Genomic DNA, 25,457 nt, shown 5'->3' on the forward strand with positions numbered 1-25,457 from the left:
GGAATAATCACATGATTGTAGATCCTGGACGCCAGCTCGTAACCAAAACATGCAGTATTCGAGATGTTTTCAAAACCAGCTATTATGAAGTACCCGCTAACCAGAGAGTTTACAGCTGGAAAGATGAAAATAGACAAAGACTATGGGATGACTTGCTTTCCACAATCGAAAAAAGCGAGAAAAAAGATGACAATAACAATGATTACCTACAAGGACACTTTCTTGGGGCTGTAGTAATAATTGGAGGGGAATCTTCGAATGAGAATACTCGATACAAGATCATTGATGGTCAACAGCGATTAACTACAACAACAATCCTTTCAGAATGTCTGCGTTGCTACATCGAAGATGTCTCTGATAGAAAAATACGACGTACTTTAGAGAACTACCTTGATGATTGCGTTGTTTCTTTAAGATCTAAAGATGAGGACATTCAGCGAATTAAATTAAACAGAGGAGATGATTTTTACAGAAAATGCATCCTTGAAAAGGAAACTAAAGAAGATAAAATACTTTTTTTACAAAGCCAAATGCTTCCCGAAAACTCAGTACGACAAAATATAAAAGATACATTTTTATTTTTTTTTGAAAAAATTGACAATTATATAAAAAATGGAGATAGGGATGACAAGATTAGAATTCTTACTGAGACAATTACCAACGACTTTTATCTACTTCTAGTAAAAACTGAAAAAGAGTGGATGGCTTACAGTCTATTTGAAACACTTAATGATAGAGGGCTAACGCTATCTAAAGCCGATCTTATTAAGAATGTTTTATTAGATCACTCAAAAGATGCTTCCAAGGATTCCTCAGAAGAAGTAAAGAACAATTGGGATGAGCTTTTGGATGCATATGAGGAATTAGATGATAGCAGATTAGATCTACCACAAATAATCCAATACTCCTACAGCTCACGATACAAAAAACTCAACAAAGAAAAAATTTATGAAACCATATCTGAAAAATTAAATAACAATATAATAGAACCTTACCAACTGAGCCACCAACTAAAGATAGACTCTATAAACTGGAAAGATTTTTACTTAAAAAATATCCCCGACTGGAGTGAAGAACTGACTAAATCGTACCACTCAATTATTGACATCAATTGGAAGGAACACTGTACTCCGTTCATCATGGCAACAATTGAAGTATGTGAAGGAAATATCAAAAAAATTGAAAATTGTATTAAACTCTGCGAAAATTACCTTTTCAGACAGGGAACCATAGTTAAAGATTCAGTTTTGACTTTACAGTCAACCTTTTCTTTAGCAGCCCAAACACTCAGACATACAAAGAGTATAGAGGAAACTTCAGACATATTTAAAAGAAAGAGTCCTGACGACAAATTCATAGAGTTATTTAGAACAGCCACACCTAAAAATCAGAAGCAAGGATTCTATGTACTTAATAAAATAGAAAAGCATATAAACCCATCAAATAAAATCAGAGTCAACGATATAAATGAATCATTTTGCTTAGATTACATAGTACCTAAAAAGCCATCCTCGATTTGGAAAGGCATAGAAAACGAGCCAAACTTCCAAACAATTTCGCTACAATATGGCAACCTCACGATCATTCCGATAGACATGAAGAAACATATCAAGTCATCTAGCTTTGCAGACAAGCTAAACCCAAGTATAGAATCTAGCTACGCTAATACGGAGATTAGCTTGAATCGTCAGATTGTAGATCAACACTTAAAATGGTCACAAAACCATGAGTGGAGCCTTGAAGCAATTAAAGCAAGACAAAACCAGTTTGCTACAGAGTATGCTCCCATTATTTGGTCTCTGAACGTATAGCATACATAACAGATAAGGTGGCTCACGCCACCTTCCCTTTACACTTCACAAATAGATCCCTCAGATGATTCACTCCAGAGAATAAACCTAAACCATCATCCACCAACTGAGCTACTACTTTTCCAAGATCGTGCTCTTTAACTTGTTGCCGAATTAACATTGCATATACTTCAGCATCATCACCAAGTAGTGTTGATGTTGCTAGTGCGTCTTTAACACCATCCTGCTTAGAACTAACCCCATTTTTTAAAGAACCTATTTCAAGAGCATGGGCAATTGCCAATCGTGCAAGTGCATTTGGTCTAAGGCCTGTCCGCCCTTGGATAATGCCAAGTGTGTCCTCAGCCTTCTTTGACAATTTAATGCGATTAGGCAACATCAGGGATACACTCCTTTACAACAGATTCTTCTACCAGGCTTTGCCCAAAATACTTACGTTCCAAGAATTCAGAGTGCCCTTCTTCCGGAAAATACTCAACCTCATAGATATGTGAAATATGAGGCTGCAACGTCTTGAAATAAGCCTGATCAATCTCCGTATCTGTGGACAGGATCACCACCTGATGACTGGCTGTTGGGAAGTAGTTCTCAACCAGCTTACCCCGATGCTTGCTGTCCAATCGACCAAGCGGGGTATCAATAATCACCGGTAATTTACGGCCTGAAGTTCGTGCCAGTGCTTCAAGTATCGCTATAGCAAAAATCTGTTTTTCACCGGCAGAGAGCTGCTGTTTGCTGATCTCGTCACCGTTCTTGTTTAGCAGGCGAACATCAAATGTCTTCGGATCAATCTTGGCCTGCAGGCTGATATCATCTTTACGAGCCAGCTTCTGGAAGGAGTTGGCAAACTCCTGCTCTAATTGAGCAACTTTATTCTCCGTTGCCTGACTGGCAAAGTCATTTAGCAGTTCACGAGACCGCTTGGCTATCTGATAGGCTCGAGTGCTGGAGGACTTAGAGCTGAATTCCTGCTCTTTCTTCTGCATTTTACGCATCAGGTCCATCGCTTCACGGAGTGCCTTACGCGCTTCTTCTCGGGCTAATTGAGCTTGCCCAGTGAGTTTAGCTTTTTCGTCATTAAACTTACGAAGCTGTTCCAGTTCATCCTCTAAAAAAGCCTCATCTGGCGCTCGTTCAAGGTTTTTACTGGCATTATCTAACTGATGTTGAATATCAGCCAAATTATCACCCAGCTCTAACATCTGACGACGGACAGTCGGTAAGACCTCTTTAACCAGGTGGCGGATACTGGAAAACTGTCGCTCAGAACAGTCATGAATCACATCTACCGCCTGTACATCAGCAAAAATATCTGCGAATGCCTGCTCTACAGCGGACTCTACCGCCTGTTTATCCTTGAGAGTGTTTTCCAGTGACTTTTTCAGAAGGTTAAGCTTCTTCGTCATCGTCACTTTTAACAATTGCTGCTTTTTATAATCTTGCTCACGTTCAAGCTGAGCAAGTAATTCCTCTACCCGCCCCATACTGAGAACCAACGGAAAGGTCGATCCCATACAGTCTCGCAGCTGCGCTTCAAGCTGTTTCTTTCCTGCCAGCAAAGCATCAACACGCTCCTGCTCTTGTGACCGGGAACGGGCCCACTCTCCACCCTTGCTTGAGATATAGCCCTCAGACTTCTTAATTTTACTATCGAGCCCCTTCACCTGTCTTATGGCTTCGCTATAGTTATCCATCGCTTTTTTATATAAAGCATAGGAAGACTCATAAGCAACCTTGAGACCAGCCATTTCCTTTTGATGTGCTTCGGGCATTGCAGCAGTATTTTTTTCCCGTATATAAATGGCAAGGTCATCCCGCATACGGTTAATCACATCCAGCCCCAGCAATTTTCTAATTGCCGCTCCCAAAGCTTTACCGGAAGTATCATCTGCCAGCTCTGCAATCTTTTCCCCATCGAAAAAGAAGAGGTCTGACACACCTATGGGTACCAGCTCATTAAGAAAGCCCTGGCATTGCTGTTCACTCAGCTCTTCAAGCAGCACACCATCTTTTTCAATTTTTAAGATTTCAGACACTGTCTCATCGGAACTTCCTGCATCAACAGTCCACTCACGCTTAACGGTATAACGGGATACTTCACCACGGGTCGCATAGCTAAACGCCAGATGGATACGGGCAGCGTTCGCCTGCACCAAAGAGTTCCTGCTTTTATGGATAGACTCTCGCAGATAGGCATGATACTGCTTATTTGATACGTTACTGCCCAGGCTATGACGACCATACAGAACTAATCGAATGGCAGTCAGCGTGGTGGTTTTACCCGCACCATTCAAACCACCAAACAGAATAATGGGGCGCTTGCGATTATTGCGAGTACGGGGAGCCAGTGAGATTTTTTCTTCACCCTTGATTACCCGGAAGTCACAAATTTTTAACTCTTCCAGGATCATGCCAGTTCCTCTTTTTTCGTCAGTTCCTCGTACATAGTTCGCAATTCATTCATCTCTTTGTCGTAACTATCAAGCTTTCTGAGGCTCTCTATTCGGTAGTCATGACTATTGTCGGCATCCCAATCCTGCTCTAACAGACTTTCCATTTTCCTGAGTAAACCACGCCTCACACTCAAACCTTCCATAGAAAGTTCAAGCTCAATCAGTTTCATAATGAGTTCAGCCGGAACCTGGTGCTGCTCTTCCAGCTCTTTCAATAAATCAGCATCTGGCTTGGTAAAAGCCCCCGCATCATTCTCTACCCAGTCCAGATCTTCACCATAAACCCTTCGGTAAATAGCGGGCAGATGGTCTGTCCAGTCAGGATCCAAAGGATCATGAAGCCACTCAATACGGATAGCATGAAGCTCCGACCGAGTTATCAACTCAATATCATGACCGTTTGCACGCAAATCCCTTTCAATCGTTAACAGTTCTTCCAGCCACTCCTGGCGAACAATCATTTTGTATGGACCAAAAGCCCGCTTAATATCACGAGAGCCATCTTCATTAACATTACGGCTACGGACATAACTGATCCGACCATCACGTCGCCGCTTGTTACGCAACTCCTCTTTATTTTCTGGCTTCGTGCTATCCCAAAGCTTCTGACGAAAAACCAGTAACTTATCCATCCAGGTAGCACCATTTTCGATAAGACCTTCAATAGCCTTATCTTTAGTTACCACCGTACAAGTCCAGCAACCGAAACGGGAGTTACCACAAGACGGGGTACTGGTATCAATCACCAGTGGACATTCACCAGAGTTCGACCCTTTATAAAGATCAAACAGCTCACGGTTGGTGCCGCCCCAAGGTGCATACGTTGACAACAGATACATCCACACCTCATCGTGCGTCCAGCTCTCGATAGGCATGTAGGTAAAGGCGCCTGGCAATGACGAATGCCGGGATAACAGGCTTCCATCAATTTTATGCTTGGCTATCACCTGGGCTCGGGAGGAACTTTCCTGGCTTCGTGAACCAAGAACAACAATAACCTCACCAAACCGGGCTACTTTATCCATGATAAACTCACTGACCGGATCAATCTTCATCCGTTCAGTACACCACCGGAAAGATGTGGTTGGAGCAGGATAACCTTTGCCCAGAAGGTTTACCCAAAAAGTCTCATTAGTCTTAGGAAAAACCTGATGGGCGCTAATTGGTAGCCCTTGCGCTTTGGCCCCAGTATTTATGGCATCAATAACATGTTTGATCTGATCCACGACAACCGGTGTTTCAACCAGCGTATCGGATGACACGACATAGATGTGTTTGTGGAGCTGGTCTGACTCAAGATAAAGCAGGGCCGTATATATCAGCGACAGGATTGTCGTTGAGTCTTTACCGCCAGAAAAACCGATAACCCAGGGCTTATCATCATGCAGATAAAGTTCCTGAATCTCGTGGAGTAAATTTTTCAAAGGACGACCTGCATAAACAGACATATCATCTGCCAGCATTTCGTCTATGCTGCCGTACAGCATGTTTTCAGTGGTCATTGATCAAGAGACTCTTCGAGGGCTTCATCCTCAGGGTTTAGCCGTACACCGAGGGTTTTCCGAATAACATTTGCAGTAAGAGTTACACTGGTACGAGCCTTACTCAATCGACCATGATGCAGGGCCCGGCCTTCCCATAGATCCGAGTTCGCACGGGACCAGTCTATCGTTCCCAGTTTGGGTATATATTCTTCCCACTCTGCCGGATATTGACTTAAAAGATCAGCACCAGCACACCCCAAAGCGTGGAGAGCTACCCCGTGTGAGTGTACATAATTCTGCCGCAATTCTGCAGACTGGATTTCTCGCTTTTCTGCAGCTTGCCAGTCCGGCATCGACTTACTCACCAAGTCCCAATACCTAGCCGCCAACTCCATCTCTTCATCGGAAATTGAGTCTTTTGCGCGCTTGCGCAACAAACTTCGGCTGGCCAGCTTGATGCTACTGAGAGCAAATAATTTGATGCTGCGGTTAGAAATACTGGACTTTTCCATCTCCGTCAGCTTCTTAAAACATGGGACATTATCAACAATGTATCGTGCCATGGTTGATGACGGGTCGCGATGGTCGTACAACGTGCTGAGTGAATCACTGGGGCGTACAGCATGTTTATTCAAATCAGCAAACATCTGCTGACTGCGTTTCAGCCCTTCATCAATGAAGAAAAGCACGGGAATATTATCATGCCCAAGCTCACTATTTTCTTTTAACGCCGACTCAATCGCTGCCCGACGATGCTGACCATCATTGATCAGAATTTGTGCATCCATAGGCACCGAAAGCAAACCAAGGTTTGCTGCAACACCAGTATCCGCAAAGGGTTCAAAATTAACCTGATCATTGATTGAGGCTGTAATAGCAGACAATGTGTAATCATCCACATTATCCAGTAAGTAAGACGCTAGGGCAGGCAATCGCGATTTATTCAAAATCCTTTGCGCCCGGAGTTCAGGAGGAACTTCCTCTTCATCAAAAACAAAGATTTTGGGTATCAACCTCATTGGACACATGGCGATATAGCATGGTCGCCCTGCCTGTATCCCCCTGACGGCGGGAAATTGGTGGTAATACTCGCTCACTTGTTGGCGGCTCATCACTCCACCTGTTCGAAATAATTTAACATACAAAAGCGTAATTAATGAGCAACTATAACATACAAGTAAACGAGGTATCTTTATTTTTACGAACTCATAGTTTTGTTCGTAATTTGTTCGGTATAGATATCTGAGCTGTACTGAAGCCCATCCACAATAGAAAGAAGAAAATCGACCTTGTAACTGACTGAGTGCAGTTTTTTTCAGTCTGTCTTGTGACATACTCGCACTTTTAGAAATCATGTGCTCCAGCCAAAAGGACAAAAACCCCACCGGCCAAGGACAGCAGTAGAAGTAACTGAAGACGTGTCAACACTTGCCCATATCCGCTCACTTTACACGGAGCTAACCAGCCCAAAGAACGACAAGAATACGCTGGTGATTCCAAAAACTGAACTTGGCTGGGGTACCTGCCTGAGTTACCACAGCATGGACGACCTGCCCTTTATTGATGGGAAAGAGAAGGTTGTCCTGTTCAGTTCAAAAGAAGCAGAGCAACAATACCTGAAGCTGCAGGATGATAGCCTGAACGGTACGATTGCACTGTTCAACAGTTTCGCCTACACACCCGGTACCAAACCCTCTGCTGTACCTCCCTGCGCCCCTCTTGAACTGGTGATTACTCTGCTACGAGCAGGGCATACCCAATTTGAAGATTTTTCCACAACATTAAAGTTGAGGGGGCTTGGAGCACACGAAAGCTACTTTCTCGCCTGGTACGCTTACGGATATTTTTCCCCAGACCTGGAAGATGTACATAAAAAACGCATGTCCCTGGCCGAGTTCATTAACAAAGAAAAACAACCTTCAGACTCAAGCCCTGTTACTGATCACCTCAGCGATGATGAGCAATTGTTTAAAAGGCTTTGGGACAGTACGCAGCATGAGAATACACTGGTTCTCCCAAAAACGATCCCTAATAGAAATGATATTCTGATACGCCAGAGCAGCCTGAAAGGTTCATTCCTGTTTACCCGTGACCATATTGTTCTGTTTACCCATATTGCAATAAAAAAGCAGTTCCTTGCAGAGAACCGAGCGCTTCAGCTACAGGGCAAGCAAAGTTACCTTCTGACTATTGAGCTTCCGAATACAGCTTCCTCTCTGGAAACCACCCCCTCGGAGGCCCCCTCTGCAGAGCCATCGGTCACAGAACAGCAAGCCGGCCCTGAAGCAGATAAAAGGTATTCCTCCCAAACAGATACTGCACAGAAATCGCAGTCAAAACCTTTTCGCCCTTATTTCTTTAAATCTCTTGAGAGCCTTGAGCAGTTATTTAATACCAACAGCTCATCAGAAGATGTCCTTCTTAACTTGCAAATTGAACTGGAAGCCAGGCAGACAACGGGGGCCAAAAAACTACTGCAAAAGGTTCAGGCAGCATTAAAAAATGTTCCAGGCCCGAATGAAGCGACCACTTCAACCCATCAGGAAAGAACGGCTCACAGCGTTAACAGCCTGGCCCATCTCTACCCCATTGAGAATCCGATAGAATGCAAACGTTTTTATGCCCAGTCCCTCAGTGCTGCCATTGAAAAAAGTGACCTCCCTTCAAGAACCAAGAGCGCCATTAACTATTGGAAAACACAGGGCAAACTCAAATACAAAACCATTGGCGACTTTTATACGTCACCCGATGGCGGGCGAGACTTGTGCAGCGTTCCAGGTATTGGCGATAAACGCTTTGAACGCATTCGTGACTACCTGATATCTCTGGCACCACAATCTCTGAGTAACCAGAAGGAGGAGAGTGGCAGCACTGAGGAAGTAGCAGAAAAACCTTCACCAGTGAATATGCACTCCTTTCTGAACCGCCACTGGACAACCCCAACGGAAGATATCCTGCCTGACGAACAGCACCGGGATAACTCAGTTTTATCGCCAGAGACAGCTCCAGCCTGTGCCAGCACACCTGAGGATAATCCCGGGGAAACCAGTGTCCCCTTACCTGAATACACGACGCTCGCTAACAGAATCCGAAAAACACTGCCCGTCAGCGACTTTCAGATCATCATGGGCCGTGGGGTGCAGGAGCTGCAATACGACCAGCTGGGTCAGCGCCTGAATATGTCGCGCCGGGATGTACGAAAAAGAGAGCAGATGTTGCTGAATAAAGTGAGCCAGAGCAACCAACCGATGCTGGAAAGTTTTATAACCGCGCTAAACCAGCATCTTGATGCCACCGATGGGGATTCCACACTGGAAGCTGCAGGGGAGGTAACCCACCTACCCGCCCATCAGCTTAAGTTACTGATCTATTTCGCCAATAATCTTCAGGAGCAGCCCTGCTGGATTGAGGGCAACCGACTGGTTCGCCTGGATCAATAACGGTCCTTAATCATCTATCGATCAGCAATGCTTTCACCATTTTTTGAGATGTAGAGTAATGTTCAACACTGGGCACTCACCGGAAGAAAAAGCGCAGATTCTCACGGATATGATTCGTGAGCGCAGCGACAAGCCGCTGGATAAAAATACACTGCAGAGCATTATTCATGGTTTGCTGCTGGATTTTCAAAAGCAAACGTCATCCACCGACCGATTGATAACCCTCAGCAGTCTTGCCAAGGTTGCCAGTGTTACCAAGTCTGTCAGCCCTATCATCGGGAAAATGCTGCAGAAACTGCAAATTCCATTAGAAGGGTCTCTTTCCACACTGAGTGATGCAGATCAGCGTTTCTATGTCGCCAAATCACTGGAGTGGTTTGAACCGGAGGAATTTCTACCCTTTGCCGCCTATGAAGCGATCCGTGAAGAGACCGGAGAGCGTGTCAGAACAGAGCTGGTTGGGCTGATTTTCAATTACTCCAATAACCTGAAAGCAGCATTTGCAACACTGTATCAGGGCTGCCAGGCGTTCATTGAAGAGTGCCAGAAGGATGGTAGCACCAGGCTGCTTTCGGAGTCTTCACTCAGCAACCGGTTTCGACGACTGTTTAACTGTGTTGATGACATTCTAAAACAGCGTTCACTGCCAGCCGGGAATGCTGCCGGTGTAACACTCTCCCGATTTATTGGCAAAACATTCAGTCATCTGACAGCCAGCCAGACGACCGATCGCTGGCCTGCTGCGGATGCGGCTATTTCCCTGCTGCAAACGTATCTGCGATCACACTTTTCTGTGGTGGTTGAAGCCACCAGCTATGCCTCACTGACCAAGATAAAAAGCTGGTTTAAAGCCGAAGACTGGTTAAGTTATTGCAGCGAGTCCAACGCGGCCAGGCTGCTGAATAACGATATAGAAGAAGCGTTAATTCTGCTGGCCCGCTTTGGCCGTGCTGATCGGGATATGATGGATTGTTTTATTCAGATTCAGGGTAACCGCGATAATGCCCAGAAATCGTTAAGCCGTGTGGTTGAACAGCACCCGGATATCCCTTCTGATCTCCACGAGTGGCTGACCAGGGCCGGCGTGGTAAAAGCTCAGAATAGCAAAACAGAAGACCTGAAAAACCGAAGTATTGAACAGCAGACCGATAACCTGACGGCTGATTTATTACTACAGGCGGGTCTGCTTTCACCCCGTTTGAAAGTGTTTTCAGACGATGCCCTGCCTACCTTGCAAATGTTCAATCCCGGGGCTGCGGGTCAGGTTAAATACCTGCTGAATGCTAATAAAGAGATCTTGATGACTGTGCGCCAACTGGTGACAACCCGGAATCTCAAGGCAAAAGGTCAGATCAATGATGTTCTGGAGTATCAGGCAGCGGAGCATGAGGTTACTGGCGGTCATAAAGCCGGCACTCGAAAAGTACGGGTCCTGCGTCCTGCCGTTGAACGAAAGGATGGACAGAAAACTGCCATTGTGCGCAAGGCACTGGTTGAAGCGATGGAATCAGGAGAAGACTTATGAGCCATCAGGATTGGCAGCTGTTAATCAGCAATTTGATCGCCCGTATTGAGATTGATGGTGTTACCGGCCAGAAGCGATTGCCCGGCATTATCACCAATGCCGAGTATGCTGCCTTGCAAGGCAGCCTTGAACAATTTGAAAACGGTTCCACGCCACAAGAGTCACCACATCAGCCAGCCACTATTGAGCATGAACATCAGCAAAGCGCAATTGAAGAATACCACTTTGACTTCAATTTTGGTGAAGACTCTGAGGTTGAAAGCACCATTGCTCCGGAAGAAAAGCCTGAAGAAGCAATCGTCCTACAAGAAGACGGTGACAACTCAGTAAAGCTGGAACTGCAAAGCACGCTTATTGATACTGCCGACAATGGCACAACCTACCTGTGCATCGACTTTGGTACTGCACTTTCCAAAGCCTGTATGGTCACCAGGGATGATGGTTATGAAGAGGTTCAACCATTACCCCTGGGTAAAGAAGCCGGGCAGGAAAATTATATGTTCCCTGTCGTTTCTTCTGTTTACATAGGATTGGACGACCGCATTTACTTTGGCCAGAAAGCCATTGACCGCAGTCTGGAAGAGAGAGGTACGGCTGCACATGCCCGTTTTGACTCCCTGAAATCTTATATGATGAGCCATCCGGAAGAGGAGTGCCTGGATACAGTTATTGCTGAACCATTCTGCCCTGCTGGCGTCAGTTTCTCCGTTGGTGCACTGATCTCATTTTATTTAGCCTATGTTACTGACCTGATCGATCAAACGGCGATGGCGGAATACGACCTGCTCCCTTACACCTTGCGCCGTTATGCCATGCCTTGCTTCCCTGATAGCCGTAAGGCCTGGGTTGAAAAAGAGCTTGCCACCTATCTGGCTCGCGCACAGATTCTCGGCGATACCTTTAGTGACGAGTGGTATGAAGGTATTCCTGTCAATAAAGCGACTTCCGCCTGGCAACAAATTCTGAAACTGCCTCAATTACCACGTTTTCTGGTTGATGGCTCTGTTACCGAACCGCTGGCCGTTATCTCCAGTCGGATAAGTCCAGACTCTTCCGTTACCAGTAAAGCCCTGATGGTTGTGATTGATGTGGGTGCGGGCACTACCGACTTTACGCTGTTCCAAATGAATGTAGATGCTAAACAACAGCGTTATCAGGCAATAGAAGTGGACGGTTCTGCCATTAGCCTTAATAAGGCGGGAGATTATGTCGACCAGGTTTTGATGTCCACCCTACTCAAGCAGGCCAGCATTACCGTCAGCCATCCGGACTATAAAGCGATTGTTCATGACATGAAGCTGAAAATCCGTAGCATGAAGGAGCGGCTCTTCAAAGAGAAAACGCTGGAATATTATCTTTTTGATGGCTCCGCCGGTGATATTTCTCTTGAGAGCTTTATCAACCTGCCAGAAATCCGTGCTTTTGCCAAGGACCTGCAAGATACCTTTATGCGCGTTCTCGATTCGATTGATCCATCCTGGCTGACGGATAGCCAGCAAGGATCCATCAGCGTCACTATTACCGGAGGTGGGGCCAATATGCCTATGCTGCAGGAGTTAACCAGAGGACAGGTTTATATTCACGGTATTTCGCTGAACAGATCTTCGCCTACCCCCCATGTTCCGCAATGGATAGAAGACGAAAGCGACCTTCTGGCCCAGGAGTATAACCAGTTGGCTGTATCTATCGGTGGCGCTCGCAAGAATGTCATCAATCGTCAGGCTACACAGAAACAGTACAGCGGCTCACGCCTGTCCCGTACTGCCGCAAACCTGGAAGTTTCCATCGCCCGGTAACCACTGAACACATTGCTGACGGATCTCTACGCTCATGGATGCAAGTATTATTAAAAAGGCATTACAGGCAGGACCAAAGGATCTTAAGGACCTGGCCCTTGCCACGGGTTTGAAGCGTAAACAGCTGGCCTTGTTTCTAAGTAATTCTGATGATTTTGTACTTGCCAGCGGTTTATGGGGACTGGCTGAAGAACCCTCAGATGTTAGAAACATCCCTGAAGTGAAAGACGCTACAGCACCAACAACAAGAGAGTTCGGGTCAGATATTAGTCTGAGGGAAAAGCTACGCAAGGAGCGGCAAGTAAAACACCAACAGCGGCAGAATGTTACGGCCAGTGAAGGTAATTCCACTCCGTCAGCAGCACTGCCAACCGTTGCTGGCATTCGTGAGGCTCTAAGATTAGAGGCAGAAGCCATCCCCAAAAAGATTCGTTTCCAGATTCTGAAGCGGGAGAAAGTGGATGTATTCTGGGTATTAACCATCAAGCCCAATGACTCTATCAACACAACTATCGATGAGAGCCTTGAAGGCGCGAAAGTCTGGTGGCCAGTGAAAGGTGGCGCCAATGGCCAGGCCGATATCCTGGCAGTACTTCCGGAGGAGCAACAAATCCACCTTCGTTTCTGTACCGCCCCACCACCAGAAAAAGAGGAAGCGATCTTTATTTATCTCCCCAGATATATCGATGCCATTATTGATATCTGGAAAAGCAGCTGGGCAGAACGTTGTATCCTTTGGCTGAAACAGGCCCGTACACCAGAAGCAAAGTCAGAAACTATCGATGTTTCCCCTGCTGCCTTTCCTTTATTACGAAAAGGGCAGAAAGCAATATTCCAGCAGCTCGGCTGGCCCATTTCCTTTTTATGGGGACCGCCCGGTTCCGGTAAGACCTATACTCTGGGTGCACTGCTGGCCAGCTTTATGGTTCAGCACCCGGAGAAAAAGGTTCTGCTGCTCAGCTCCACCAATACAGCTGTTGACCTTGCCCTGGTTTCCGTTGATAACGCTTTGGCTCAGCTAACCTCCGAAAAATCGCCTTATGCTGCCGCTGCCAATATTGCACGAAATCGTACAATTCGCCTGGGTAACAATTTCAGGGCCGGACATTTTAAAAACAGGGAGCATCTGATACCCGCTGCTGACAAGAAACTTCTGGATGAACTCAGGCAGCTGGAACTGGAAGAACCACCAAAGGAAAACGTTAAAGATTATGCTTTCTGGCGACAAGCCCGGGATGCATTAAGAAAAAAGATTAAGGCACACTCATTGCTGTTGCTGAAAAATAACCAGCTGGCGGCTCAAACCACTACCCGTGCCGCGTTTACTTTTGAAGAGCTTCAGCAGATAGAATACGACTTGATCGTTTTTGACGAAGCCAGCCAAGTCGGGATTCCTTACGCACTGGCCCTGATGCCATTAGGCAAACATTGTCTTTTTGCCGGAGACTACAAACAGCTGTCTCCTATCTGTATTTCCAAGGCGCAACTGGCCAGAGAGTGGCTTGGCCAATCCATGTTTAAGTATTATCGGAAAAGTGCAGAATGCTGCTGCCTGTTGGATGAGCAGTCGCGAATGGCCGAGCCCATCAGCCAGCTGATCTCCCAAATATTTTATGACGGCGTACTGCGAGTTGCCGATGACGCCAAAGCTAACCGTGAGTGGCAAGCGGCACGGGACAAGGTTGCCGGTGAATCCCCTGTCACCATTCTTGAGGTATCTCAAGACTTTAAATGGTCACAAAAGTACAACGGCCCGATTCGTCACGAGTCAGCCTTGACTCTGTGTGACTATTTGAAATCCTTATTGCCTGAAGAGCGAAAGAACTGTGTTGTGCTAACGCCTTTCAGAGCCCAGCGGGCCTTGATCAAAAATGTTCTGAAGAAAGAGAATTTGGGCACAGTGAATGTCAGTACGATTCACCGTTCCCAAGGGGCTGAATACGACACAGTTCTTTTTGATCCGGTTGATGGGCGGCATAACTTCTTTCAATTCCAGAAATCACTGATTAACGTTGCCCTCAGTCGGGCAAAAGCGAGACTGGTGCTAACACTTTCTGAGGGTGACTGTGCCGAAGATACGTTCAGGAAAATTCGCTTTCTTTCTAAAGAACGCCAACAGTATCAATCGGTAGCTGGGCTGAGCGAGCAACAGATAAAGACTAACTCCGCTACATGGATCGGTAAGGCCGTTCAATTTCGAGGTGTTTCCGGAATTTTTAAGGCGTATAACAACCAACAAGTGATACTTATAGACTTGAGAACTGGAGAAGAACGAAAGTTTTTACTTGAGTAAGCCTGCTTCCGGCCTCTCCAGTTGGGTATTTATTCTTCGCTATACTTTCCCGTTGGCGCCATATGCCACATAAATGAATGAACATCTATCATATCTCGTGGTCTCAGCGGGCTTATTTTGCTTTTGAGCCATTGACTGAAATCCAGAATTTTTTCGTAAAGCTCATAAGAAGGAGTTGCATCATAACGGACTGGGTAACCTGATATATCAAGACATTTTTTTATCATCTCTGGCTAAACAAACATCTGGTTTTCAGGGTCAGATAGAAACAGAAGATATGTCGTATATGACCATTTTCTTATGTTCTGTGTTTTAAGAATTGATACAAAATGATCAAAGCGCTGTGACAGGCATTTCCCCCCATAAAAAATGGTACAACTCAAGCGAAAATACAGGTGAGTTTTCTTTTATAGTGTCCAGAAAGACAGGCTTCTCAAAATTGCCTTGAATAAAATTGGTCAGACCTACTAACTGGGCTATTCGATGGAACAGCTCCGTATACTCTCCAGAGCTGAGCAATTGCTCATACCCAGACCTTCCTAACAATGCCTGAAATTGCTCACAAGCATGAACCTTATGGTTACGTTCTTCTTCAGCCTGACAGTCCCCATAAAAGGCCACCGGGGTTGCGTTTTTCAAAGGTCGCAATCATTCCCGGAATATTACGGTGTTCAAGCTCATTCCCCACTGCATCAAGGATAGTGGCAGCCATATTCCTTGATGATGGAACCTCGAGTTTTTTCATAACATTGTGGAGTACTCTCAGTTCATCAATAGATTTATCTGGCTAATACGTTGCAGCCTGCTGACTTCCTGCGCAGAAAGTTCGGAGTAGCTACTGTTCATACTTCATCTCATTTTATATTCGAAAAATGATCTATCGGCATGCTTGAGCCGTTTGAATAGAGTGAAATTTATTCGCAACCTTACTCACAGAAACGATGCATTAAAAATGCGCTTTACTTTTTTGCATTATGGCACGACAATATGCATGCATTATGGCGAAATATAATTCAGAGAGTTAAGCTATGCCTACATTAATTGGCCGTGATGAGGCTATGGATATCACCCGTGAGCTCAATGATCTATTGCTGGATCAGATGTGGCTAAACACCAATCATGAAAATGTGCAGAAGATGAAACAGCTTCTGTACGAAGAGTCAGACCACTGCCTTATAAATGACCTTTATGCGTATGCGACTGATGCAGTGTGGCTGGGAGGGGATATGGATGAAAAGATTCCCCTGTTTATCGATATGTGCGAGATGGAAGTGCCCCTCTACCTACAGTGCTGTTATACCTATACACATAGCAAGGATAAATTTCTCAAATTACAAAGCCTGTATGAATTGATCCATGCGCGTCTGGTTATTGATGAAGCGGCAGGGGATATAGAAGTTAATGTTCATTGGAAGTTTCTTCCCCATGCCAGTGAAGGTGTGTTAAACCGTCGCCAGGTAGCATTACTGGAAAATAAGAAAGAAGACACCATTCGTAACGCTATGTATGCCGAGGGTAGGGCACGGCTCAAACCGTTTAAAGATAACCTCTATAGAGTTGATGATGTCATTCACTGGCAAAAAGCGATGGGGACGTTTAAGGCCACTCAGTTTCGTCGGGGCGATCCTTGTCGGGAAGACCCATCAACAGGTCTTCAGTTCAAATTATGGCTGCAAGCGTTTGCCAATCCTCATAGCAGCCCTCTGGTTACTTTTGACCAGCTCCGGGAAACGATTACAACAAATCGTCAGACAGCATTTGACCTGTTTTGGAAAAGTCCAGATGAAGACACGCTGCTTGCCTGGTTCTCGTCTCAAAATGCACTCAATCTGGCGTTGTTACTGGACATAAAACCGGACTGGCTAATCAATCAATTGTCTCGTTGCCTTTTAACTGAGCTACCAGAGGACGAGGAGTTCGAAAAGTTGCGCAAAAAAGAGCCCGTGAGTGCTGAATTGCCCGCCACAGCAGAGCTGATAACAAAAACTATTCAAGAGTGTGACTGGATTGAAAGTCACGCCCTTCAGCAAGGGAAACAAAATGCAAAAATGAATGGTTATACATCAGGGAAATATACGTTCACCCATGAACATAATCTGAAAACCCAGTATTTCTGGCTTCCGGTAATAGCCGGTGAACACCTGTCTTTACCCAAAAAACGGTATTTGAAAAAAGACTTGGATCAGTCTGGCAAGTATGGGCGACACAGTGGTTTAAAGAAGTACCAAGAACTGGCCTATGAAGATCTCTATAAAGTTGAAATCCATACTTATGGCGATTTGCAGGATGTCTTGAAAGCACTCAAATCGTAAACCCGGAGTCAATGGTAGGGAGAACCATGATAACCACTCACGCTCAAAAAAGAATGCAACAGCGGGCTATCAGGGCAGAGTTGCTGGATATTATGGATATGGTGGCTATGGAAGGCCACCAACATGGGGGAACATACATACAACAAATCCCTCATAAAGAGCTGGACAGGTTGATTAAAAAAACCAAAAAACTGTTAAAAATACTCAGCAAGGCAAGCAATACCTATTGTGTCAGAGGCGTACATGATTACGTCATTACAGCTGGACATAAAACAAGACCATTGAAAACCACTTATTAACTGATCAGCAATAAATTAAAATCAGGAAAGATATATGTACGATATCAATTTTGAACAGTTTTCTAACACGTTAAAAAATATCAATATCGAAAAAAAAGGGACCCTTCCAGAAAGCCTGAAATTGTTTGATACCGGTAAATTAAGCAGCTATTACGCGCCTTTTGATTACATCAACAAACAGGCGAAGGTTGTTATCTGTGGTATCACCCCCGGAATGCAACAAGCTGTACTGGCTCTGGAAGAAGCCAAGGCAAAACTTAATAACGGTCACTCACTGACGAATGCAAAGCTTGCCGCTAAAGAGACGGCTAGTTTTGGCGGCCCAATGAGAGCCAACCTGATCCGCATGCTTGATAACATTGGATTACCTGAAAAACTGGGAATCCAAAGCGCTGCAGATCTTTTCGGCTCTCGAAAAGATCTGGTCCATTACACCTCAGCACTGCGCTATCCGATATTCGTTAATGGTAAAAATTACAGCGGCACCCCAAGCATGCTGAAGACACCAATATTGAAGCAAATGGTCGACGACTGCCTTGCTAACGAAGTGCAGCAGCTTAGCCCTGAAACTCTGTTTATTCCACTGGGTTCAAAGGTCGAAGAAGTGCTGCGGTACCTGGTAAAACGGGAAGTTTTAAGAGAACAACAGCTACTATCAGGCATGCCACATCCCTCAGGGGCTAATGCAGAGCGAATTTCATACTTCCTTGGAGAGAAAGAAAAACACCTCCTGTCCATTAAAACCAATCCCGACATTATTGATACAAGCAAAGCGCAAATTTTGCGCACTATATCGGGGTTACAGTTGCTGTAGAAAGCTGCCCTGCACTTCTGAGTGAATCAGGAGTGCAGCTCTCAATCGGCTATAAATTACGAGACTTTAAAGAAACGATATCCTTGCACCTTCAAACCAAACCCATGGAGCAAAACTTCTCGTAGGTCATCTGTGGAGAGTCCATAACCATCCATACCCGGTAAATTAAGGCGGGCCAACCGCTGATCAAAACTTTTCTGCCTACTGTAATCGGTAAAGGATTCATCGATAAGATAAGACTTCCAATACAATGGCTGAGGTTCATACTCACTGTACCCGTAGTCAAAAAAGTCCACATGTCGAGATCGCAAATTTATTTTGATACGCTCCATTAGCATTGGTAATGGCTGAGAGTCAAAGCCTTCGTAAACCATCAGGGAGAGTTTTCCGGAGCGGATATGAATCTTTACCAGATCGACCCCATCCGTGTCAGCAAACAGCTGGGCAGCACAGCCAACATAGACTCGTAAAACAGACGGCAAATGATTAATAAATTTACTGTGTAATGTCAGTGAGTGGTTCTCTTCATAAAGCGAGGCGGGTAACTCTTGATGCGCCAGAATACAGGCATTATAAATCAGCTCCGGTTGTGCGATAGAAAAGAGTAATTCTCTGGATTCTTCCTGCGCACGCTTATAATCCCCAAAGAAAGCCTTGATATCTCTCTTCAACTGATCAGGCATATGCCTGTATACCCGTTTTTTATTGAACTGTTGCAAAGCAAAATAAACTCTCAGATCCTCTTTACGCTCTCTTTCAGCTTGCAGCAACTCGTCGGTATTAAATTCCTCCCTAAGAAACTTAAACGCCTTTTTCGGGGAACCGATCACGGCTACCAGCTGTTCACTTTCTGCAAACTCCTCGGCAACAGGCAAGCGACCCAGCTCAAGAGTACACTGCCAAAAGCTCTCAAATAACGTCCTGTTCGCCTCAAGAAGCTGTTGTCTCTTAGGGATACGAACACTTTTATGTACCAGCTGCTTCCAACGGCTCTGGCGTCGCTGCCTGTTTGACAGATATAACTGCTCTTCATCTTTATCCTTAAATATAAAGAAGATTCCGGGAGCTACAGCAATAGGTTCTTCATCCAGAATTTGCTCAAGGAAGATCTGGAGTTCATTCTGGCTGTAATATTTTTGAAAGGTGTTGCGGGAAGTGAGTACACCGTCTTTAAATGGTTTGAATTTATTGATATGCCTTTCACTGGCAATCATTGCCGAAGCAACCAGTAATTTTTTCGTTAACTGCCATGCTCCCTGAACAGCCTCTACCCGCTCCTGCAAATTTTCAATGACATTGATAACATAACCCAGATTAACCAAGTCTCCCGCTTTCCTGGTACCATCAGGCCGCCAGTTAGGATCCCAGCCAGAGCATGTTATCCCGTGGGCCGATAGTTCAGTGAGATCATCACCATGGCCACACCCATAGTCAAAAACAGAATACTCACCGTTTAAAAAGCCGTGCCTGGCCAGCATTTTCATCGGAGCAGAGAATGCATCCCGACTCAACGCTGTTTTGTGACGATCAACCTTATGGGGGGGACTCTCACTAGCATCGACTGATGCTTGGCGAAACAAACGACCATCGACTAATGCATAACCCTTCTCCCGAATTAATGTCTCCCAGCCCTGTTTGAAACCGATTATTCTGGTGTTTTCATACAATCCAGCCTCTTCTCCCTCGCGCGTGATCTCACAGAAATCCTCATAGTCCGGGTGGGAAGTTAGCACCATGTTCTCTTTTCTGTGCAAAATCGGCGGATTGAGGGATCTGGAGAAATCGGTGCTTTTTATTTGATCTCCGGCCAGATTGATACCGGTACTTTTATGCAAGCAGGGGTAGGCATCATCAATAAATGCAGGGTAGCTAAGCAGAGTGACTTTAAAAGCATCCTTGTGGAGACGAACAATATTCCAGTCATCTTCATTAAGGCCAACCAGTGACGCTTGACGGCTAATGAATGTTGCAAGTGCTGGCGATGCCTCGGCCAATGCGTCATAGTGAATATAGACTGCCTTTGGTAAAACCTTACCAACACTCAGCTCCTGAATTGATGACAACCATTGCTCATGATTCATTACCAAAGCGCTCCAGAAACCTCGTTGCAGTCATTGTAGCGGGAACATAACCACGCCCCGCCTTCCTGGGCTGCATCACTGAAACCTGCTGGCAACCTCCACTGCTGTTATAGCTCAAGTGTATGGGCCTGTCTGGGGCATAAAAATAGAGGCGATCAAATGGCAGGTGTTCTGCAATCCACAAACTTATCTCCAGAGATGAGATATCCGGAACAAGAAAATCACAGGCAGCGCCACCGCGAGTACAAACCCTTTCCTTTTTTTGATTGAGTTCATAGCAGGCATGTTGATCAAGACTCGGGTAAATAGCGGCTATTTGATGATTGGCGCTTGCCAATCGTTTTCTTACTATAGCCAACTCAGGAGAACAGAAACCATAGGTGAGCGTGATTTCACCAAAGCGTTCGACGACTGGATCCAATAACTCTCGCGCCAATGCGGCAAGTGCATCCCAACTGGCACTATCTAACGGCAGATTGGAAATACCCAAAGACTGACAGGTTTCACCGCACTCAATGAGCGAGCGATAAATAAAATGCTTACTGCATTTATCATCAAGCTTCACCGCTCACCTCTTAAGAAGATTACAGATGACTGCGTTGCGTAATGACTATTCAGAATATGCCTCTACAAATTGTCAACTGCAATATTTGTCATTTGGGCAAGCAAAACCAAGCATTCATTCCAGAACGTCACGTACTAAGCCTTATATTCTTTTTGCTTGATGACAAGATCCATTTTGAAATTTCGATCACTGTCAGATCAGGTCTGGAGTTATGCATCTACACAATATCCAAAAGTGTTGGCAGAAGGTTTAAACCCACCGAATACGGGGATTCACCGGTACGCTGGCAGTGGTTATAGATTGATGTGTAAATTTTTGCTTGCTGATCAATATCCAAATGAATTGAGTCTTCTCGACAATAATCATCCACACAAATCATCACTTGCTTCAATAAGTCACCATAGATGTTTTTTTCGTTTGATGAGGAACGCTGCTCAGACAGCTGGCTGAGCAACGAACCCAGCATCAGCTCCATATCATCAATCGGCTGAATTTGAAGTGAAGGCTTAAGTTTATCATTATCACCGAAGAGGTGTAACGCACCTTGCTCACCCCTGATAATACTTGTTAGCTTATCGCTTGGAATATGTGAGCAAAACCAACCATTTTCTTTGCTATCCGCCTCATCACTGGAAAAATGATAAATTAATGTTTCAGCCAACTTCCGGGAAAAACGACCGGAATACATCTCCCAGCGCCTGTACTTTATTGTGTTCTCTTTATAGATATAACTACTGCGAGTTCCCACTGCCACAACTATCTGTAGTCCATCATGACAAAGATGAACAATGCTTTTGTTCAAATTTTTCAGCAAATTTAAATTGACCATTTTGTTCAGGTCATCAGTATCCAACGCTGTATTTATACAAAAAGGTCTTCCACTTCCAGTAACCAGCCAAGTCAGCTCTACACCTTCGCGGAGATGAACGACACGCAGTATCTCTGACCCGGGAACAACATCCTTTTGCATTTTCTCTGCTGCGCCCTTTGAAACACCAATGGCCGATGCCCAAGGATAAAGTCTACGGCCACCAAGGACGTACTCAAGACGTGACTTGAAGCTGAAGAAGTCAGGAAACCTCCTATACGTAGGATAATAGTCGCTCACAAGACAGAATTCCCCTCAAATACTTGACATAACCCTAAAAAAAAGGGATAATAGAGACCAAGGAAGCAATAAAACCCTTAAAATCGGAAAAACCAATGGCAAGGGATTTTTTCAGGTTTGTTTACACAGGACTAAACCAACAAACTCTCAGACGCCCCGAGAAACCACCAGTTCCAAGGGCTGAGGCGCACCAATAAAGATGCAAACAGTAAGCCTCTGAAGGATGTTATCAAAAGACTCTGGAAGAGACTAGATTCTGTTTTTGCGCCTCCTATTTCTATAAAACATGAACATGGAGGTTCATATGAGTGACACAGCAGTAGCTGTAACGGGTAACAGCCCCAACCTGCCTTCAAGTGAACTCATCACCGAAGAGCAGCTTATGCTCTGGAGCAAATTTAAACGTCAGGCAGATCTGCTGAACTTTTTGCAGATCAACAATATTGTCTATTTCCGTGGCCGTGGGGGGAGCATTTGCACAACCCTGAACGCAATCAACCATTGCCTGCATAATAACAACCAGAACGGGCAGGCTTGGGGATGAGTAGCACTAAAAAAAGGCGCTACCCAACAGACGTCTATGTCTATCGCAACAAATTGGTATATTGGCCGTACTTGGGTTGCATTAACGGTAAGCCAAAAAGAGGCAAACGTCTTATTCTTGGCTCCCCAGATATGCCTGAGGGTAAGATTTATCAGCTACTGAATCAGATTAAAGAGGCCCGCGCCAAAACGATTGAATGGTTACTCTCTGCCTATATGGATAGCGAAAAATTCAAAAAACTGGGCAAATCGACCCGCCACAATCGGAAAGAAGTTTACTACCCAAAAATTATTGACAGACGAGGGCCAAACAATGGCGCCCGGTTTGGTGATATTCTCCTGAACAATATAACTCCAGCCATGCTGTTACGCCTTTTGAAAACCTTCAAAGGCAATCCGACCCGCAATCAGATCAAAACATTTATAAGTGCGGCCTGGTCATGGGGAGTATTGGAGTACGAAGATGCCCCCCGGCAAAATCCCGCTAAAGAAGTTCCAAATTTTGAGGAAGAGCCCAGGACTTTCTACATTACAGACGAGCTCTACAGAAAAGTTCGTCGCACTATGAAGCCTCTTTATAGAGCAGCCATGGAAATAGCCTATCAGTGTCGGGCAAGGGAAATAGAAATTTTTGCCCTGACTTATGACGACCTGCTTAAAGAAGGTGTATACCTCAAAAGAGCAAAAGGCAGTATCTCAGAAATCACACTCTGGAATCGCAGACTCCGAACGGCCGTAGCCATGGTGAAATCCATCTGCACTAATAAAAACAGTCAGTATCTTTTTCATGAGCCTGACGGTTCACCCATTGAGCCGCAAAAATTTGCCGGTCGCTTTAAAGACTGCATGCGTCGTCGCGTTGCAGCTGGCAAAATCACACCTGAAGAACGTTTTACTTTTCACGACATGAAAGCCAAAGGAGTTTCAGATCACGAAGGACAGTTTTCTGGTCACAAGACCGAGGAAGGAAGAAAAGTTTATATCCGCAAAGCACCGAAAATCAAAGGGTCGAAATAAGCTACACTGGCCCAGTAAAACACTTGTTTTGTTCTCATTTTTGTTCTCAAACCCGCCTCGCATAAACATATTTTTATATTTAAGTGCTGTAAGCCCTTGGTTTCACTGGTCGGCGTGAGAGGATTCGAACCTCCGACCCTTTCGTCCCGAACGAAATGCGCTACCAGGCTGCGCTACACGCCGAAGCCAGAGCTATTCTAGACATGCAGACGAAACTGTCAATGGCAGCAGAGAAGAATTCAATGAAGCTTTAAGAAGAGAAGTAAGGAAAGGAAATATGGTCGGGGTAGAGAGATTCGAACTCCCGACATCCTGCTCCCAAAGCAGGCGCGCTACCAGACTGCGCTATACCCCGTCAGATGAAACCTATCATATTGTTTTTGAACGATAAGTCAACAGCTATCAGTAAACCATGTCTATTTTTTAAACTTGCTGGTTAAACGGAATATGTTAGCCGCATTAACAGTGGCATCCAGAGCTAATGTCGTAATATCACCGGATGATGCTAATGCGGTCTTTCGTGATTGAGCCTCAGCTATGCACTATCTCTCAATTTACGGCACTTTTTCAAGGTATCAGCAATCAGAAATGCCAGCTCCAGCGCCTGATCGGCATTCAGGCGAGGATCACAGTGGGTATGATAACGATTGCCCAGATGATCTTCCGTCACGGCATTGGCACCACCGACACACTCCGTCACATTCTGACCGGTCATTTCAAAGTGAACGCCACCGGCATAGGTTCCCTCGGCGCGATGGGCCGCGAAGAACTGCTCAACTTCTGAGAGAATTTTTGATACTTCGCGGGTTTTATAACCATTGCTGGCCTTGTAGGTATTCCCGTGCATTGGATCACAGCTCCAGAGCACATTGCGCCCTTCACGCTGAACCGCTTTCAGCAGTGGCGGCAGGCCTTTCTCCAGGTTGTCAGCCCCCATGCGGACAATGATGTTCAATTTGCCGGGAATATTCTCCGGGTTGATCCGGTCAATCAGTCGAATCAGGTCATCCGGTGGCAGGGTTGGGCCTGCTTTCAAACCAATCGGGTTTTGAATACCACGGACAAACTCAACATGACCACCATCGACCTGACGGGTTCGGTCACCCACCCAGAGCATATGGGCTGAGCAGTCATACCAGTTACCGGACAGGCTATCACGGCGGGTCAGCGCCTGTTCGTAAGGCAGCAACAACGCTTCATGGGAGGTATAAAATGCGGTTTCTCGGATGGTGGACGAATGCTCTGCTGAGATGCCACAGGCTCTCATGAAATCCAGCGATTCATCAATTCGGTCAGCCATGTTGCGGTATTGATCAGTCTGTGGGCTGTTTGCAACAAAGTCCAGATTCCAGGCATGCACCTGTTCCAGAGAGGCCAGGCCACCCTGGGCAAAAGCTCGCAGCAGGTTCAGGGTGGAAGCAGCCTGGTGATAGGCCTGCAGCATTCTCTGGGGGTCCGGATTACGAGCCGCCGGGGTAAACTCGGTGCCGTTAATGATATCACCGCGATAGATCGGCAATTCAACACCATTGATGGTTTCAGTGCCAGAAGTTCTTGGCTTGGCAAATTGGCCGGCCAAACGCCCTACCTTGATCACCGGGCAGGCAGCACCAAAGGTGAGCACCACCGCCATCTGCATCATGACTTTAAACGTGTCACGGATGTTATTAGCCGAGAACTCCAGGAAGCTTTCTGCACAGTCTCCCCCCTGCAGCAGAAATGCTCTGCCTTCGGTCGCTTCTGCCAGACGGTTTCTCAACTCATTCACTTCACCCGCAAAAACCAGCGGTGGCATGGCAGCCAGCTCCTGTTCAACCCGGCTCAATTTTTCCTGGTCGGGATATTCCGGCAGCTGGAGCAACGGCATATGTCTCCAGCTATCAACAGTCCATGAATTCATTAAGTCACCAGCTCTT

19 protein-coding genes and 2 tRNA genes are annotated in these 25,457 nt (G+C 45.6%); 10 read left to right on the top strand and 11 right to left on the bottom strand.

Translation table 11 applies throughout. From position 1 onward, the window contains the following. Positions 1 to 11 precede the first annotated feature (11 nt). Complete coding sequence (locus ACO6V1_RS00925) at positions 12 to 1,811, top strand: DUF262 domain-containing protein (RefSeq protein WP_422449108.1); 1,800 nt, start codon at positions 12 to 14, stop codon at positions 1,809 to 1,811. Positions 1,812 to 1,833: 22 nt separating this feature from the next. Here ACO6V1_RS00925 and ACO6V1_RS00930 read toward each other — a convergent pair whose 3' ends face one another. Genes ACO6V1_RS00930 through dndB form a run of 4 tightly spaced genes read right to left on the bottom strand, consistent with a single transcriptional unit; the run spans position 1,834 to position 7,103 of the window. Beyond that, the gene (locus ACO6V1_RS00930; RefSeq protein WP_422449110.1) at positions 1,834 to 2,190 is read right to left on the bottom strand and encodes a DndE family protein; all 357 of its coding nucleotides are present in this window, start codon (positions 2,188 to 2,190) and stop codon (positions 1,834 to 1,836) included. Continuing rightward, positions 2,180 to 4,222, bottom strand: coding sequence for a DNA sulfur modification protein DndD (gene dndD, locus ACO6V1_RS00935; RefSeq protein WP_422449112.1), 2,043 nt, complete (start codon positions 4,220 to 4,222; stop codon positions 2,180 to 2,182). The genes ACO6V1_RS00930 and dndD overlap by 11 nt, the downstream gene beginning before the upstream one ends. Continuing rightward, positions 4,219 to 5,766 carry a DNA phosphorothioation system sulfurtransferase DndC gene (dndC, locus tag ACO6V1_RS00940; RefSeq protein ID WP_422449114.1) on the bottom strand — a complete coding sequence of 516 codons (1,548 nt, stop codon included), beginning with the start codon at positions 5,764 to 5,766 and terminating at the stop codon, positions 4,219 to 4,221. Before dndC ends, dndD begins: the two co-directional genes overlap by 4 nt. Continuing rightward, positions 5,763 to 7,103: a DNA sulfur modification protein DndB gene (gene dndB / locus ACO6V1_RS00945; protein WP_422449116.1), complete on the bottom strand. Its 1,341-nt coding sequence runs from the start codon at positions 7,101 to 7,103 to the stop codon at positions 5,763 to 5,765. Before dndB ends, dndC begins: the two co-directional genes overlap by 4 nt. 63 nt (positions 7,104 to 7,166) lie before the next feature. On the opposite strand from dndB, the gene ACO6V1_RS00950 reads away from it, so the two are divergent. Genes ACO6V1_RS00950 through ACO6V1_RS00965 form a run of 4 tightly spaced genes read left to right on the top strand, consistent with a single transcriptional unit; the run spans position 7,167 to position 14,802 of the window. Then, positions 7,167 to 9,188 (top strand): hypothetical protein, encoded by a 2,022-nt coding sequence (locus tag ACO6V1_RS00950; protein ID WP_422449118.1) that lies wholly within the window; start codon positions 7,167 to 7,169, stop codon positions 9,186 to 9,188. Positions 9,189 to 9,246: 58 nt separating this feature from the next. After that, entirely contained in the window at positions 9,247 to 10,713 is a 1,467-nt protein-coding gene (locus ACO6V1_RS00955; RefSeq protein WP_422449120.1) for a hypothetical protein, read from the top strand. Further along, the gene (locus ACO6V1_RS00960) at positions 10,710 to 12,509 is read left to right on the top strand and encodes a hypothetical protein (protein ID WP_422449122.1); all 1,800 of its coding nucleotides are present in this window, start codon (positions 10,710 to 10,712) and stop codon (positions 12,507 to 12,509) included. The genes ACO6V1_RS00955 and ACO6V1_RS00960 overlap by 4 nt, the downstream gene beginning before the upstream one ends. A 34-nt stretch (positions 12,510 to 12,543) precedes the next feature. Continuing rightward, complete coding sequence (locus tag ACO6V1_RS00965) at positions 12,544 to 14,802, top strand: DEAD/DEAH box helicase (protein WP_422449124.1); 2,259 nt, start codon at positions 12,544 to 12,546, stop codon at positions 14,800 to 14,802. 333 nt (positions 14,803 to 15,135) lie between these two features. Here the strand turns inward: ACO6V1_RS00965 and ACO6V1_RS00970 are convergent, their stop codons facing one another. After that, positions 15,136 to 15,441: a hypothetical protein gene (locus ACO6V1_RS00970; protein ID WP_422449126.1), complete on the bottom strand. Its 306-nt coding sequence runs from the start codon at positions 15,439 to 15,441 to the stop codon at positions 15,136 to 15,138. Between the two features lie 419 nt (positions 15,442 to 15,860). On the opposite strand from ACO6V1_RS00970, the gene ACO6V1_RS00975 reads away from it, so the two are divergent. From ACO6V1_RS00975 to ACO6V1_RS00985, 3 genes are read left to right on the top strand one after another with little or no spacing between them, the layout of a single operon-like run. Next, positions 15,861 to 17,114, top strand: coding sequence for a hypothetical protein (locus ACO6V1_RS00975; protein ID WP_422465443.1), 1,254 nt, complete (start codon positions 15,861 to 15,863; stop codon positions 17,112 to 17,114). A gap of 26 nt (positions 17,115 to 17,140) precedes the next feature. Continuing rightward, on the top strand, positions 17,141 to 17,413 hold the full coding sequence (locus tag ACO6V1_RS00980; RefSeq protein ID WP_422449130.1) for a hypothetical protein: 273 nt from the start codon (positions 17,141 to 17,143) through the stop codon (positions 17,411 to 17,413). Between the two features lie 34 nt (positions 17,414 to 17,447). Next, complete coding sequence (locus ACO6V1_RS00985) at positions 17,448 to 18,227, top strand: hypothetical protein (protein ID WP_422449132.1); 780 nt, start codon at positions 17,448 to 17,450, stop codon at positions 18,225 to 18,227. 56 nt (positions 18,228 to 18,283) lie between these two features. Here ACO6V1_RS00985 and ACO6V1_RS00990 read toward each other — a convergent pair whose 3' ends face one another. The 3 genes from ACO6V1_RS00990 to ACO6V1_RS01000 form a co-directional block, all read right to left on the bottom strand. Further along, positions 18,284 to 20,308, bottom strand: coding sequence for a DNA phosphorothioation-associated putative methyltransferase (locus tag ACO6V1_RS00990; RefSeq protein ID WP_422449134.1), 2,025 nt, complete (start codon positions 20,306 to 20,308; stop codon positions 18,284 to 18,286). Further along, complete coding sequence (locus tag ACO6V1_RS00995; RefSeq protein WP_422449136.1) at positions 20,298 to 20,873, bottom strand: hypothetical protein; 576 nt, start codon at positions 20,871 to 20,873, stop codon at positions 20,298 to 20,300. Before ACO6V1_RS00995 ends, ACO6V1_RS00990 begins: the two co-directional genes overlap by 11 nt. A gap of 217 nt (positions 20,874 to 21,090) precedes the next feature. Further along, positions 21,091 to 21,981 (bottom strand): hypothetical protein, encoded by an 891-nt coding sequence (locus ACO6V1_RS01000; protein ID WP_422449138.1) that lies wholly within the window; start codon positions 21,979 to 21,981, stop codon positions 21,091 to 21,093. A 304-nt stretch (positions 21,982 to 22,285) separates the two neighbouring features. Here ACO6V1_RS01000 and ACO6V1_RS01005 point away from each other — a divergent pair, with 304 nt between their 5' ends. Continuing rightward, on the top strand, positions 22,286 to 22,525 hold the full coding sequence (locus tag ACO6V1_RS01005) for a hypothetical protein (RefSeq protein WP_422449140.1): 240 nt from the start codon (positions 22,286 to 22,288) through the stop codon (positions 22,523 to 22,525). Beyond that, on the top strand, positions 22,522 to 23,541 hold the full coding sequence (locus ACO6V1_RS01010; protein ID WP_422449142.1) for a tyrosine-type recombinase/integrase: 1,020 nt from the start codon (positions 22,522 to 22,524) through the stop codon (positions 23,539 to 23,541). The genes ACO6V1_RS01005 and ACO6V1_RS01010 overlap by 4 nt, the downstream gene beginning before the upstream one ends. Positions 23,542 to 23,647: 106 nt before the next feature. Here the strand turns inward: ACO6V1_RS01010 and ACO6V1_RS01015 are convergent. The 3 genes from ACO6V1_RS01015 to ACO6V1_RS01025 form a co-directional block, all read right to left on the bottom strand. Further along, positions 23,648 to 23,724, bottom strand: a tRNA-Pro gene (locus ACO6V1_RS01015). A gap of 95 nt (positions 23,725 to 23,819) precedes the next feature. Beyond that, positions 23,820 to 23,896, bottom strand: a tRNA-Pro gene (locus ACO6V1_RS01020). A gap of 180 nt (positions 23,897 to 24,076) precedes the next feature. Continuing rightward, entirely contained in the window at positions 24,077 to 25,441 is a 1,365-nt protein-coding gene (locus ACO6V1_RS01025) for a class II 3-deoxy-7-phosphoheptulonate synthase (RefSeq protein ID WP_422465445.1), read from the bottom strand. Between the last annotated feature and the right edge of the window lie 16 nt (positions 25,442 to 25,457).

It is taken from the genome of Endozoicomonas sp. ALC013 (assembly GCF_049310205.1).
In the GTDB taxonomy this organism is placed as follows: domain Bacteria; phylum Pseudomonadota; class Gammaproteobacteria; order Pseudomonadales; family Endozoicomonadaceae; genus Endozoicomonas.